Origin of the sequence: Paenibacillus sp. Dod16 (assembly GCF_049893405.1) — a bacterium.
In the GTDB taxonomy this organism is placed as follows: Bacteria; Bacillota; Bacilli; order Paenibacillales; family Paenibacillaceae; genus Paenibacillus_AQ.
The window spans coordinates 145,437-159,966 of sequence record NZ_JBNDYG010000028.1; the positions used below are offsets into that span (position 1 = coordinate 145,437).

The following is a 14,530-nucleotide window of genomic DNA, read 5'->3' on the forward strand; positions in this document are numbered from 1 at the left end:
TGGGTTGTCGGAATATATTTACAAAAATCAAGCAAACACAAGACTTTTGTCCTAAACAAATAGTCCTTAACTTCCGATAAAGTATAGGCGCAAATCCAGCGTTGCCCACTACAGATAAAGAGAAGAAGGAGCTTGAGAGGAACATGAAAAGAATCATTGCAATCGTTGTACTAGCCATGCTGACGGTAATAACGCCGCTGTATGCCGCATCCGCCGCCAAGAATTTGGCTTATGTGGACAAGAACGGCCAGTCCTATATTTCGGTCGGGGTCCTCAAGACCTACGATGGTGTAAAAGTGGCGTATACAGCCACTGAAAAAAAACTCCATATTACTCGCGAAGATACTGCTCTCACCCTATACCTGGGCAGTCGGAATGCCTACGTAAATGGCAAGAAGGTTCAGTCTAAAGCAATTCCGTTCTCCGAAAACGGCTCTACCTATGTACCCCTGCAATTTGTCAGTCAACACCTGGGCTTAAAGCTATCCTGGGGCCATAATAGATCCACCCTGAAAATTACGGACGGGAATGTAGCACACACGCTTCCTGTTCTATCTGGAACATTCATATCCAGCCAAACCAAGCCCGTGACGTCGACTAGGAAAACCTTCAAGGTAGGCTCCCGTTCCTTCAGCGCACAGGTGGTCACCGTTTCACTTCTCCATCCGAAGGTGGAACTGGACGTTGTTCTGGCAGGCAATAAAGCAGGGAAAGTCGAGGATTTGCGCAGTATAGCCAAGCGCAGCAAAGCCGTAGTAGCTATTAACGGCACATTCTTTGATGCCTACACTTCCGGTGCATACAAAGCGCCTTACGGCTATTTGGTCAGCAAAGGCAATATTTTGCACAAGGCCTCGGGGGATAATCGAACGATCTTCGCCTATGACAACAACAGTCTGGCCGCCATGATTCCAGGACTTGATTTCAAATCCGTATATGATGCCGGACATATGGAAGGAGCCCTTCAAGCTGGCCCGCGTCTGCTGACTGACGGCAAGGTGACCCTGGACGTCAAGAAGGAAGGCTTCAAAGATCCGAAGATTCTAACAGGCGGCGGCGCACGGAGCGCGTTAGGTATCACGAAGGATCATAAACTGATCATGTTAACGACTGGCGGAGCAACCATTCCACAGCTTGCGGAAATCATGAGGCAAGCCGGGGCATACCAAGCGATGAACCTGGATGGCGGTGCCTCCAGCGGCTTGTATTATAATGGATCGTACTTAACGACGCCTGGGCGGCAGATTAGTAATGCCATTGTCGTAAAATATAAATAGTTACCTACTCTCCCCTGTTTATCCGGTTCTTCTGCCGGCTGATCAGGGGTTTTCTTTATAAGCAGCACTACCTCCGCTTCGAGCTGCATATGCTGATCAAGAAAATGTTTCACCATGAGCACCTATTGTGTAAATATATAGCAAACTGTCTTTTGTGAACGATTCGTAGGCTGTGGTTCATTCAGCGGGGGGTGGATTCCATTACATCGTCTATTGCGGTCATACGGACGAAAATCAGGGACACGATCGAGGGGATATATCGGGTTTGGAGGGAATGGATTGGGAAATACCCTTTCATTGCCAAGGTGTATCACTTATTTTCCTGGCTTTCCCTACTTGTGCTCGTTATTAGTCTGGTGCTGATCGAAGAATCATGGACCATGCTAGTTCAATATTTATGGTCTTTCTACGTATTGCTGCAATTTTGGCTGCTAAGCCGAAGCAAAACCGTTGCCTGGAAGCAGGTCAGCTTGTTTGTTCTCTCAGGGGTTCTTATGGTCATTCCCTTGACCAATGGGACCATGCAGGGACTTCATTTGATTTTTGGAGGACGGACTACCGATACATGGTCATTTGCCGTCATGACCCCGGTTGTTGAGGAAATTTACAAGCTATTGCCTCTCGGACTATATTTGTTTTTTTCAAGAAGAGCCACGACGTTAAGCCTTAGCGATTATGTATTGTTAGGGGCTGCTCCCGGCATTGGCTTTCAATTTATGGAGGAGCTGTCGAGGCGCCTGGTCCAAAGCAATTACGGGGTGTCGTTTCTCGGCGGCAAAACGCTGCATTGGGAGTTCTTTGATTTATTTCCGGGCTACTTCGAGGAAAGTTTTATTCCGACCATGATGAATGTTACGCATCCTGTACATAGTGCCATGATCGCCCTTGGAATCGGCATCGCTTTCCGGTACGCCAAGCGTCTCTCTCGCTGGACCTATGCTTTTCCTGCTGTCCTTCTCCTCTGGGCGATCCTGAACCATGCGGCTTGGAATGGGCAGAATCGGCTGCCGGAGTGGATACTGACTCTTCATGAGTGGACCGGTGAAGGCTACCGAACCGAAGGCTTCTTCCTGCTCCTGCTGGTTGCAGGTTTGTTCATCGACTACTTTGATTTGCATCGAATCCGTGACCGTCTCCCGGTTATGAAGGGTGAGGGCCTTATCAATCCATTAACGGAGTGTTGGCAAATGGCGCGGGCTCTCTTGACAGACCGGAAACGCCTAGGTTACCTGATGGCATTCTACCGAGAACGGCGCGAGCTCGGATATTCGCTATTATATGGCAATCTTGAAGCAGCAAACCAAAGGGATCAGATTCAGGAGAAGGTTAGACAGTATACTGCCGTTCTGGGAGCTATCGGCATCCTCATGCTTGCTGCAGGGCTTCTCTCCGGTATCGGCACTTCGATGATCGCTGCCGACTCCTCCTGTTTCGCATGCTTGTTCGACTCACTCCAGAACTGGTGGGATCGCCTTAGCGGCTGGGAACAAGCGGGTATCATACTCGGAGCCTTTGCCCTTTCGCTGCTGTTTGTCAGCTTCTGGCCTGCTCTTGGCATTGCCTTGACCGGTGCAGGCATTGCCGGTGGCGGACACGAGATTGCCGGATACATCCGCGACCCGAAAAAGCTGCTGTCCCCACAAAATGCGGCAGCTGCCGTGTTAGCCGTCATCCTCAGCCGCATTCCGATAGGTAAAGGGGTATCTTGGCTGTCCAATAAGCTGGGTCCCACTGCGAGAAGGTGGCTGGATACGCTTTCCGAGAAGCTAGGTTTGAAAACGCGCAATGAGCCGGATGTTCCCACTGGCGGAACTCGGGATCCGAAGCCGGACACTACGAATGAACAGCCGGAAGAGGCTCCGAGGAAGCCGGACGATGACCATGAGCATAAGCCGGAGGAAGATAAGCCTGATAACGAAAAGCCCGATGACAATAAGCCAAATGATAAACCGGATGAAGAAAAACCTGACGAAACGGAAGGAACCCCGCAAGAGGTACCGAGATATTCCGGAGAGCTGCAGAAGGTTAACAAGCCGGATGCTGCCGCGGATGCGCTTGCGGAGCGACTTGGCGGCGAATCGAGAATGAAGTTTGATTCCGACCCGATCGGCAGGGAATTCGACGCCATTAGCGATGAGTATGTTGCCCAGACCAAGCCTGCCCTGCAGCAGGTTAACAAAAAGGTCCGCGACCAAATGAAAGCGACCTTCGAAGCTGCGGAGCAGACCGGCAGAAAGGTCTATTATCATTTTGAAGGGGAGCCCGCCCAATCGGTTATTGACAAATTACATGAATACAGCCAAAGATATGGGATAGAAGTCCACATTGATACCGATCCATTATAACGACAAGGAGTGAGCATTCATGTATGAATTTCACGGCTGGGCTGCCATTCAGGAGAATCCTGCGGAGGCGGATGCCGGGCAGCTCGACATGATCATTCAGAAAATACAGCTTAAGATAACCGAATTTGCTTGGGGAAGCGGCTTGTTATCCTTAAATGCGGCTAACGGCTCCTATTACCTTCATGTCGGAGGTTTTACGAACCGCAAGGGAGCCGAGGCTGCCGAGATCGTTGCGCTGTACCAATTGATTGGCGAAATCGCGCCCGGTTCATACGGTCTTCTGTATACCAGGGATGATGAGAATCTGGAAGGTTATGATAACGAGTTCCGGGTCCAGGTGCTGGCACGCGGGCAGTTGAAGGAACAAAGCGATCCGTTTCTCTCCCCTTGCGTCCCGGTGATCGAAGACGAAGTCGATTAATGACATGATAACTAAAGCTAGATAATAAAAGAAATCCCGTTACTCGCTACGTCATGATGTTCTCATGGATGGCGGGTTACGGGATTTATGGTTTATCTGGATATGGATCATCTATTCAATCAAGTATCTACATACTCTTTGCACGAATAGATTGTGTTTGCCACTGTGACTTAAGCTCGTCCGTTCAATTCATCCATCGTTGCCTGTATGATGATCCGCAGGCCATTCAACATCGTTTCATGGGATAAAGTCGGCAAGGACGGCTTCTCCACGGCCATCTCCGTCGATGCCGGAAAATGTACAAAACCGCCAATGGCAGATTTTTGCTTTAGGCGAATATCGTTCAAAATCGCATACATCGTATTATTGCAAATATACGTTCCGGCTGTATTAGATACCGCAGCTGGAATTCCCGCTTCCTTCAGCCTGTTGACCATCAAACGGATGGGAAGGGTTGAAAACAGTCCGTCCGGTCCATCGGCGTCTATCGGCTCATCTTGAGGTCTTGCCCCCCGATTATCCGAAATCGTCGATTCCGGCGGTATGTCCTTGATATTGATGGCGATGCGTTCCGGGGTAATGGCGGTCCGCCCACCCGCTACGCCGCAGGCAATGACCGCATCGGGCTCGTATGCCTTCATCTCTTGCAGCAGAATCTCCGCACACTCATCGTAATGTACGGGAAGAAGCAGCGTTCTGATCTCTGCGCCGGGGAAGGAAACGTGCTTGATGTCCTCAACCAGTCTCTCCGTTGGATTAACTGAGCTGCCGCCAAAAGGTTCAAAGCCTGAAATTAATATTTTTAGCATGTATCATATCTCCTGTACTCGTTTATGTAAACTGCCGGGTCACGAAAATCGTACCAGCTTTTATTATAGCAGTGCTTGAACGCTTACGCCTTCAGCTTCAAGCCGTGATCGCAAGGCGCTCGCGAATAGCGTTGCATGCGGTCCATCTCCATGAATGCAGACGGTATCTGCCGCAATGGGGATCACCTTGCCGCTCAGGGTAACTACCACTTTGTTTTTCACCATTCGGACTACTTGCGTGACCGCAGCTCCGGGATCGGTTATGATGGCATCCGGCAGATGTCTCGGCGTGAGTGTGCCGTCATCCTGGTAGGTACGATCCGCAAACACTTCACTTGCTGTGCGAAGCCCTGCCTTCTCCCCCGCTGCGATTAACTCGCTGCCTGCCAACCCATACAGAATGAGAGTTGGATCGATATCCTTGATTGCCGATGCAATCGCATCCGCAAGGGCTCTGGATGTCGCTGCCATATTATACAGGGCACCGTGAGGTTTTACATGCTGCAGCCCGGACCCTTCCTGTATCGCAAAAGCCATCAAAGCTCCAATCTGATAGGTTACCATATCATAAGCTTCGGCAGGCGTAATCTCCATTCTTCTTCTTCCGAAGCCGGCCAGATCGGGCAAGCCCGGGTGCGCGCCGATTGCGGCACCACTCTCGATCGCTTGACGGACCGTTGCCCGCATGACCGCCGGATCGCCTGCATGAAATCCGCAAGCGATGTTGGCCGAAGTTATACTGCGAAGAAGCTCCGTATCATTGCCTAACCTGTAAGCACCGTAGCTCTCTCCCATATCACAGTTCAGGTCCACTCGAACCATGCTGACTCACCACTCCTTTAATTTAAGCTTGATCATGGACTCCAACATTCGAAACTCCCGAACATGAGCCGTATAGAGCTGTTCTGCTTCAGCCAACGAAATACCCGCAAAGCGAATCGCTGCTCCAGGCGACAGCTGAGCGATCAGCGAAATATCGACGGTTGCCACTTGCGCAATTTTGGGGTACCCTCCAAGCGTCTGCCGATCCGCCATTAGAATGATGGGCTGGCCATCTGCAGGTACCTGTACCGTTCCAAGGGCCACCGGCTCGGATATATATTCCTTTTCATGGGTCAATTGAAGCAGCGGACCGGACAACCTGTAGCCCATACGGTCCGATTGCGGAGTTACGGTGAACCGTTCTCCGAACAGCGCCTGCTTGCTGCCGTCGTCAAAGTCATCATATTGACGCCCTTTCAGCACACGTATCAACGTCTCCTGTCCTGGACCAGGATACCTTTCAGCAGAGACGGCCCATTTTGCGGTGAGGAAACCGCCATAATCATCAAGGTATCGTTCAGACGAGACCACAGGAAGCATAGAAAGATGGGCATGCAGCGTATCCCCCGTCTTCAACGGCCTCCCTTCATACCCGCCGATTCCGGCCCTTAAATAGGTGCTGCTGCTGCCCATTACCTGGTTGACATCAAATCCGCCCGACACCGCCATATAAGCACGGCAACCCGATACCGGCTGTTGAAACCTCAGAACACGGCCTGCTTTGATCAACACGGGACGCCACATCGGAACCTTCACTCCTTCTATCGAGGGTGATAAATCCCCGCCGGTAATGGCAACCCACCGATCGCTATGAAATTCAACCGCAAATCCTGACCATGTAATTTCCAGAACGGCCTGATCATCCTCATTGCCAACTAGTCGATTGGCGATCCGATAAGCAGAGGTATCCATTGCTCCAGCCGTGATAATGCCGTATTTGCCGTAACCCCGTCTTCCCGCATCCTGAAGAGTCACAAGAAGTCCCGGCTTTATAACGGTTATACTCATAGGCCCACTTCCCTTAACTGTTCGTATTCCTCCGCTTGAATAGGCCGAAACCGGATATATTGCCCGCTCTTCAACAGCGTTGGAGGCTCCGCTTCGGGACGAAATAAACCGAGCGGCGTCCGGCCGATAATCTGCCACCCACCCGGCGTTTCGATCGGATATATGCCGGTTTGCGTGCCGGCAATTCCTACGGATCCAGCCGGAATTTGCAGCCGGGGAGTCTGTTTCCTCGGTGTCGCAATCTGCTCCGGAACACCTCCAACATAGGGGAAGCCGGGCGCGAATCCAATGGCGTATACCAAGTAATCCTGCCCGGAATGAATACGAATGACATCCCTGGGGGTAAGGTCGTTCTGCTGAGCTACTTCCTCCAGATCCGGCCCATAGTCGCCCCCATAACAAATCGGTATGTCAACAACCTCATATTTCGTGATGTTCTTCTCTTCGGCTCCCGCCTCCATCCGCTGCTCGAGCATCGAACAGACGTAAGCAAACACGGTATCGAATCCGTCCGGTTTGCCGATCTTATCATAATCATAGTAAACCGCTACGCTCGTATACGAAGGGATGCATTCGATCCAGCCTGGAAAAGGGTTCTGCTCTATTCGTCTCGTCATAGCCGTGACCTGGCGATGCACCTTCTCACTCACGATATTTTCGAATTGTATGTGAACAGCCGAATCCCCTAAAGGGAAGAACGAATAAGACTTGCTCATAGGATATTCTCCATTCCATATGTACTGCTGATTATCGTCAATATTGAATGATTATTCCTATGATAGCAGAGAAACAGGCATCCGTTGAATATGCAATTTTATTATTTGTCGATGGAATCAGGAACAGTTGACTCTGACGGATCAGGCCAAGCGTCCAATGCTGTATATCTGTATAATTTTAGGGAATGGTTGGCAAAATACTGAAGACGTACTTTGATAAGGAGGTGCCACCAACATGAGCCCACAAAACCAGAACAGTAACGAACCGACAAAAGCAGAAGTTCAAACCACGAAATTGAACAAAATGCCGATTCCAGGTGAATTCGACACTGAGATTTCTGCCGAAGAAGCAGCCGAGGTGTTTCAACAGCAGCAGCCAAACGCTGGTCATAGCTCCGAGAACCAGCAATAATACAAGTAGAAGACCTCACGGAAGATCCGTTGTTCACAGGATCGTCCGTGAGGTCTTTTTAGGTGTATTATTTACAAGTCATTCGGGTTTGTGGTTTAAATGAACCAACCACGAGACTTCATTTATGAGAGAAGAACACCCAGCCGAGCCCCGTATTCTTCCGTTTATATCCCCTTGGTGCCTAACCGCTTCGCTAGTTCGGCCAGATCATGCCCTTTCAGTGCGCCTTCCACCAGCTGCGGGAGAAGAGCAGGGGTGCATGCAAAGCAAGGTGTTCCGTCCCTGGACAGCAGCTTGGCTACCTGCTCATCATAGAACGGTTTTCCCTCGTCGGATAATGCGAGGAGACACATCGTCTTGACTCCCGCTTCCCGCAGTTCACGCATTCGCCGGATCAGCCCGGCTTGATTGCCGCCTTCATACAGATCCGAAATGATAATAAACAGCGTTTTTTTCGGTTCTTCAATAAACTGCTCGCAATAAGCGACCGATTTATGAATATCCGTTCCGCCGCCAAGCTGGATGCCGAATAACATATCCACCGGATCATTGGCACACTGCTCCGTCAGGTCAACAACTTCCGTATCGAACACGACCACACGGGTGTCTAGCGAGGGGATGCTTGCAAATATGGATCCGATAACGGAAGCCCAGATCACGGATTCCGCCATGGAACCGCTCTGGTCGATATCCACAATAACGGTCCATTCTTTGCTCCGTCTTGCCCTGTCAAAGTAATAAAAACGCTCCGGCACGATCTGCTTGCGGTCCGCATCATAATTTTTCAGATTTCGCTGTATCGTCCGCTTCCAGTCAATACCGCTGAGCGAAGGAAGCGGTGTATGCTGTCTGCGGTTTAAGGCCCCTGTCACAGCCCGGCGAATATCCTCCTGCAGACGCTGGACAAGCTCATCCACTACCGCCTTCACCAGCAGGCGCGCCGTATCCTTGGTTTTCTCGGGAATCTTCCCTTTCAGGGACAGCAGCGTGCCAACCAGCTGTATATCCGGCTTGACCGTAGCCAGAACCTCCGGTTCAAACAGCAGCTGCTTCCAGCCCTTTCGTTCCATGGCATCATTCTGGATAATGGACACCACGTCTTCGGGGAAAAAGGTGCGGACATCCCCCAGCCACTGCGCAAGCCGGGGAGCGGACTTTCCTTGCCCGGCTGCCCGCTGCCCCGCGGCCGCACTTCCGGCTTCCGCCCCGCCGTCCGTATTATCATAAATCGCGGCCAGCGCGCGGTCCATAATCATCTCTTCCTCCGACAGCTGTATGCTTCCCCCTGAGCTATAGCCCGCTAGCTGAGGTTCAGCCGACTGGCCCAGAATGAGCCGCCAACGCGATATTTGGTTGGGTTCCGGTATGCAGCTCATCGCCTAAAAGTCCTCAAATTCAAAATCATTCAAGTCGTCAATCATCTTCGCTTCTTCCTCCTTCAGATCGCCGGTCAAAATCTCGGCAGCCTGCTCTGCATTCACACCCCATAGCTCGCCAAGCAGCTCGGCAATCATCGTCTTCTCCTTCGCCGAAAAGCTGCTGAACGCCCGGCGCAGAAAAACAAGCGCACGAGTGAATTCATCATCCTCCAGGGCCTGGATGTATTCATTCAGCTGCTCCCACAGACTTAACCGCGAGAGAAGAGCATACCGGTTCCGCATCGATAAGCCTTCAAACCATCCTGCCCCCAAATCGGCCGGAATGCCGGGGGATAATCTCCGCGACACTTCTTCGGCACACTGCCGGGCGGAAATCGCATTCCGCTCCATCAATACTGCACATGCATATCCCGACAAACGGGCGTTCAGGTCATCTCTTTCGGACAAATGCCCGAGCTCTTGCAGCCAAAGTTCCTCGTCCACCTGCTCCGCATGCTCCAAGGCGACGCTGTTCAGCTCATTCATGGCGGTTATCATTGAGCCGGATACCTCGTCGCTGCACTGGCTGCCATCGAGCAGAAACAAGCAAGCGCGCATAAAGAGCTGCTGCAGCAGCGGTACAAGGGGCTCTGTATCCATCCGCCTGATCCCACCATAACGGATCAGCACGGATAACTCCCGGGAAGCTGCCGCAATCTGAACGACATCGCGGCTGTCCACAGCAAGCTTTTGCAGGGTCTGCCGACCCGCTTCCATCTGATGAATCATCCCGCATTCATACGCGATACGAATCAGCGCAGAGGCTTCGGCAATCGAACTGCAGCCCGCCAGCTTTTGCTGGAGCATATAAGCGGCAGCCACCTCTACCGTCTCACCCAGCAGCGTCGATTCAACGACCTGAATTTCAACCTCCGGCGTCCATTGCACAACCCAGTGCTCCGCCCATGCTCCTTGCTCCTGCCCGCTGGGTCTGGCCTTAACAAATTCAATCTCCAGCAGCTTCAGGCGATGAAACAAAAAGGACCGGTTCAAATCGAGATACGCGGACTCTTTCGAGGTAACCCTCCGGTTCTCGCGCAAATCCAATATTAAATCGTTGGCTACAACCGATTTATACTTCTCCAGTTTCAGCCTCTTCAGCTGGCGGTTCAGGTCGTCCTGGATCGGGGTCTGGCTGACGCCTTCCGCCAGCTCGCCGATCGCCGTGCCGATCTCCACACGTGCAAGCTCCTCAGCCACGACCGCAAGCTCGCCGCGCCCTAGCAGTGTCTGGGCCGCATCCCGCAAATCCCGAAGTGTCGGGAGACTGCCCCCGTGGAGCGCTGCCAGCGACTCCGCCAGCCGGACGGCTTCGATCACCTCCGCCGTGGAGCGGTGGGTGCCGTTCTTTCTCATCGAGCCCGCCACCATGGATAAATAATGATTCGGCAATTCCGCTAGAGTACCCTCCTGCATTCGTTCCCACATCATCTCAAAATAATGGGGAGCGATATTCCCGGCACCATAACCGGAAATGGACGACAGCTTATAATAGGAATATGGCATAAGCGTCAGCTTGGTTATCCGGGAAGGAAGCTGATTCAATTCCTCGTCGCTCATCGGGCAGGACAAATCGCGAAGGGCCGAGACATGATAGGCCCCGCACACGACTACGATGCGCTCGGGGTCATGCCCGGCCGCAATCGCTTCAACAATCTGGCGGCGCATATACGACTCCCGGACGGCATTGTAGGCGTATTCCACAGTATCCTCCCGCCGCTCTTTCTCCTCCGACAGCTCTCGCATCTCCATGGAAAAAGCCGATATGGATTGCCGGTAAGATCCTTCGCTCAAATTATGCTCGTAGCTCCGCTCCCAGTACATATCGTAATCGTATTCACCGGCAAGCTCGGCAATCCGCTCATATAGGGATTTTTCGTCCGGCCGACTTTCGTCCATCGGTCCAGCTGGTACCGAGTCGGAACCAAGTTCCTCGCCTTCAAGTTCTTTCACGCGCGTTTCGTCATCCGAGCTGCGGCGCAGATCCTGCAGACAGACAGCAGCAGATGAGGGCAGGTCGATAAATGCGGCATAAGCTCCGTGCTTCTGCGCCCATCTCATGGCCTGATATTCCGGGGAGTATACTGCAAAAGGCCACAGAATCGTTCGTACGGGCAGTTCTTCGGTAAACGCCAATATGGCTACCGGCGGCTTGGTTGTTGCCTGAGTCAGATTCCGTATTTCCCCGCTTGCATCCGACGGCCCTTCGATGAGCACGGCCGTGGGATTGATCCCATCCAGAAAGTCCAGTACATGCTTCGCACCGGCGGGCGACAAATGCCGAACTCCAAAAACATGTATGCCGGCAGCATTCACTGGTTGATCTCCTTGCATGCGTTATATAAGCCCCGCCACTCCGCTCCGCGTTTTTTCATAATGTTATCAAGATATTCCTTCCATACGAGCCGGTCTTTATCATCGTCCTTCACAATCGCCCCTTGAAGTCCCGCTGCCAAGTCCTCGTCCGTCAGCTCACCGCTGCCAAAGCTCGCTGCCAGCGCCATGCTGTTCGTCAGGAGCGATATCGCTTCAGCCGTCGAGATCACTCCGGCCGGGGACTTCACCTTTTCCTTTTTATCCAGCGTCATGCCGCTGCGCAGCTCACGAAAGATCGTCACGACCTTAAGCAGTGCTTCATCTGCGGGAGCAGCAGCCTGCAGATCATAAGAGGAGGCAATCTCCGACACCCGTTTCTTTACGATTTCGATTTCGGTATTCAGATCCGCTGGAGCGGGAAGAACGATAATATTGAAACGGCGCTTGAGCGCAGTGGACATCTCATTGACCCCGCGGTCTCTTGTATTTGCAGTGGCGATAATAGAGAATCCTTTCCGGGCGTTCATTTCTTTACCGAGCTCAGGCACCGATATCGTCTTTTCCGACAAAATGGAGATCAGTGCATCCTGTACCTCGGAGGCGCAGCGGGAAATTTCTTCGAAGCGGGCTATCCCTCCCGCTTCCATCGCCCGCATGATCGGACTCTGCACCAACGCTTCGGGAGTCGGGCCTTGAGCGAGCAGCATGGCATAGTTCCAGGAATAACGGACATGCTCTTCACTCGTTCCTGCCGTTCCCTGAACGACCAGACCGGAATTCCCGTAGATCGCTGCGGCCAAATTTTCGGACAGCCAGGATTTGGCTGTACCTGGTTCCCCGATCAATAATAGAGCACGGTCGGTGACCAAGGTAGCGACCGCCATCTCGATCAGCCGCTTGTTCCCGATATATTTAGGCGTGATTTCCGTTTTGCCTGCCTTGCCGCCAACAATGAATTTGAGTACGGATTGAGGCGACATCTGCCATCCGGCTGGAATGTTTCCCGAATCCTCCTTACGCAATGCTTCCAGCTCGTGACGGAACAGTAATTCCGCGGGCTGCCGCATGATATCTTGTAATTGCTCTTGTCCAGCTGCCATGGGCTATTCACTCCTTTAATTTTCTTGCTCCTTCATCATCCGGAGGATGTAACGAAGCTGATCCTCGGCGTTGTCCCGAAAGTTGCCTTGCACCGCAAGAACGCGATCATAATACATTGCCGGTAATCGGCAAAGCTGCTTGAATATAAAAGGTTCAATCATGTAGCAGTCCTGATTGCGCTTATCCTCCAGTGCGACCACGATCGCTTCAAATAACGCCTCATCCTTCATGCCGGAGCGAACAAGCCCCATAATGATCAAGTTGGCAAAACGGTTGCGGAATTCCGGCGAGTTCTTCAGTTTCGCCAGTAAATACGACTCGGCTCCGTGATGTCCCCGGCGGGCGAACGCGCTTACCAGCGCAAGCTCATCCTGCTCGATAAACAGCTCAAGCCATCTGTCATCCCAGCTTGCTTGCAGCTGCTCCTGCGGAAGCATTTCCACGTAATACGTGTAACTTTCCTTCCCCGTAAACGGCATAACTTCCTCATACGGTTTATACTGCCTATGGATAACCATATCTGACAGGGTGTCCAGAAACCTTTTTCGTTCCTTGGCCGCGTTGCCAAGCGACGAAGAGCCGAAACCTTGCAGCAGAACGTCCTTGTATTGTTCATATACGCGGTCCGGCGGCAGCACGCGCGCGGCTTTTTGGAATACCTCGCGGACATATGAGCTGCTATGTCTGTATTGCTCCAAATCGTTCTCCGCGTTTTGGCGAAGCAGTTCCCTGGCTTCCTCGGAATCTACATGATTCATGTAAATGACCGCTTCATTCATAAGGTATGCCCAGCCCAAAGACTTGATATATAAGGAATACTGCTGAAGGACGTTCCGGTACAGCTCTTCGAGAGCAGAACTTTGTTTATCGTGCAGTGCCCACAAGCAGCGCTTCACCTTGCTCCAGCTCTCCTCCAGCTTTGACTTGTCATCCGGAAATTCGGAAACCGCTTGAAGCTCGGCGGACATGTCTCGTACAAGCCAATCCGTCAACAAGGCGGAGCGGCATTTGCCAAGGGCAGGGTTAACCAGCTCTTGGTCTTTTCCTTGAGCGGCTTCATACAATCGCTCCACAGCCTGCTCCGAACCGTTCTCTGCAAGCGCGTCGTATGCGGCTTCGCGGATAACTTTCTTCTTACTCTTACTCCATTCCATTAGATCAGCTTCATACTCTTCGTAGCGGGCAAGCAATTTGATCGCCATGCACCTCACCTCGTCGCTGCCGATCTCGGCTGCTTGTCGGATCAGCTCCGCTATTTCCTTGCCGCCAGTTTGGGCCATCACCTTCAGCTTGCGCGACTCCGACTTTCCGCCCGCGGGATTAAAGCTTTCCATCAGAAATGGAAGGATTTCCGGTCCATACGACGGCAAGATCTCATTGGCCGCTAGCTCGCCAATCTCCACATAAGGGTCATTCAACGCTTCAATCGCAAGGTATACCAGCCGGAAATCACGGAACAAGCCCTCCTTCCATGCTTCTTCTATGATCTCGTAACGGCCGCCGCCCGTTGTAGTCAGCGCTGTCTGTACAGCGGAAAGCTTGCGGAAGGATAAATTAGATGACAGTGAAACCGAATGATGGTCTACCGGATGGAGCTCTCCTTCAGGGGCTGTTGTTCCTTGTGTATGCAGCACGGAGCTCAGCAGCTGGTTCAAATCCTGAAGCAGCTGAGCCGATGAAGTCTCCTTCCCGGATTCCGGTTCGATTAAAGCGCTGATCCCTTCACCCAATCTCTTGAACACGGGAGCGCGCTCTCCCAGCTGCTGAAACTGCGGCAGCAGCCTCTTGAGGCGAAAGTCGCCGGCTGCGAGTTCGCTGCCGGCAATATATAAACGCCTAACCTCCTGGTTAAGCTCCTGCAGTAATGCCGTACTCATGGTCGTTC

Annotated in this window: 12 protein-coding genes; 4 read left to right on the forward strand and 8 right to left on the reverse strand. The window is 52.2% G+C overall.

Annotation, left to right across the window (positions count from 1 at the left end; all coding sequences use genetic code 11):
• The first annotated feature begins 143 nt into the window (after positions 1-143).
• From ACPV3A_RS20175 to ACPV3A_RS20185, 3 genes are all read left to right on the forward strand, one after another.
• A complete protein-coding gene (locus ACPV3A_RS20175) occupies positions 144-1,277 on the forward strand; it encodes a phosphodiester glycosidase family protein (protein WP_426200803.1) in 1,134 nt (377 codons plus the stop codon).
• Between the two features lie 191 nt (positions 1,278-1,468).
• Entirely contained in the window at positions 1,469-3,622 is a 2,154-nt protein-coding gene (locus ACPV3A_RS20180) for a restriction endonuclease fold toxin (RefSeq protein WP_426200805.1), read from the forward strand.
• Positions 3,623-3,641: 19 nt separating this feature from the next.
• Positions 3,642-4,043: an immunity 7 family protein gene (locus ACPV3A_RS20185; protein ID WP_194543323.1), complete on the forward strand. Its 402-nt coding sequence runs from the start codon at positions 3,642-3,644 to the stop codon at positions 4,041-4,043.
• Between the two features lie 170 nt (positions 4,044-4,213).
• On the opposite strand, the gene ACPV3A_RS20190 is transcribed toward ACPV3A_RS20185, so the two are convergent.
• The 4 genes from ACPV3A_RS20190 to pxpB all read right to left on the reverse strand — a co-directional run bounded on the left by ACPV3A_RS20190 (position 4,214) and on the right by pxpB (position 7,398).
• Positions 4,214-4,852 (reverse strand): pyroglutamyl-peptidase I, encoded by a 639-nt coding sequence (locus tag ACPV3A_RS20190; protein WP_426200807.1) that lies wholly within the window; start codon positions 4,850-4,852, stop codon positions 4,214-4,216.
• 63 nt (positions 4,853-4,915) lie between these two features.
• Complete coding sequence (locus tag ACPV3A_RS20195) at positions 4,916-5,674, reverse strand: LamB/YcsF family protein (protein ID WP_194543324.1); 759 nt, start codon at positions 5,672-5,674, stop codon at positions 4,916-4,918.
• 6 nt (positions 5,675-5,680) lie between these two features.
• Positions 5,681-6,682, reverse strand: a complete 1,002-nt coding sequence (locus ACPV3A_RS20200; protein WP_426200810.1) for a biotin-dependent carboxyltransferase family protein — start codon at positions 6,680-6,682, stop codon at positions 5,681-5,683.
• Positions 6,679-7,398, reverse strand: a complete 720-nt coding sequence (gene pxpB, locus ACPV3A_RS20205; protein ID WP_194543326.1) for a 5-oxoprolinase subunit PxpB — start codon at positions 7,396-7,398, stop codon at positions 6,679-6,681. The genes ACPV3A_RS20200 and pxpB overlap by 4 nt, the downstream gene beginning before the upstream one ends.
• Positions 7,399-7,633: 235 nt before the next feature.
• Between pxpB and ACPV3A_RS20210 the strand changes: the two genes are divergently transcribed.
• Positions 7,634-7,810: a hypothetical protein gene (locus ACPV3A_RS20210; protein WP_181469919.1), complete on the forward strand. Its 177-nt coding sequence runs from the start codon at positions 7,634-7,636 to the stop codon at positions 7,808-7,810.
• A gap of 164 nt (positions 7,811-7,974) precedes the next feature.
• On the opposite strand, the gene ACPV3A_RS20215 is transcribed toward ACPV3A_RS20210, so the two are convergent.
• Genes ACPV3A_RS20215 through ACPV3A_RS20230 form a run of 4 tightly spaced genes read right to left on the reverse strand, consistent with a single transcriptional unit; the run spans position 7,975 to position 14,522 of the window.
• Positions 7,975-9,186, reverse strand: coding sequence for a VWA domain-containing protein (locus tag ACPV3A_RS20215; RefSeq protein ID WP_426200813.1), 1,212 nt, complete (start codon positions 9,184-9,186; stop codon positions 7,975-7,977).
• Positions 9,187-9,189: 3 nt separating this feature from the next.
• Positions 9,190-11,562, reverse strand: a complete 2,373-nt coding sequence (locus ACPV3A_RS20220) for a DUF5682 family protein (protein WP_426200814.1) — start codon at positions 11,560-11,562, stop codon at positions 9,190-9,192.
• The gene (locus ACPV3A_RS20225; RefSeq protein ID WP_339218071.1) at positions 11,541-12,644 is read right to left on the reverse strand and encodes an ATP-binding protein; all 1,104 of its coding nucleotides are present in this window, start codon (positions 12,642-12,644) and stop codon (positions 11,541-11,543) included. The genes ACPV3A_RS20220 and ACPV3A_RS20225 overlap by 22 nt, the downstream gene beginning before the upstream one ends.
• A 15-nt stretch (positions 12,645-12,659) precedes the next feature.
• Positions 12,660-14,522: a HEAT repeat domain-containing protein gene (locus ACPV3A_RS20230; protein ID WP_426200816.1), complete on the reverse strand. Its 1,863-nt coding sequence runs from the start codon at positions 14,520-14,522 to the stop codon at positions 12,660-12,662.
• Between the last annotated feature and the right edge of the window lie 8 nt (positions 14,523-14,530).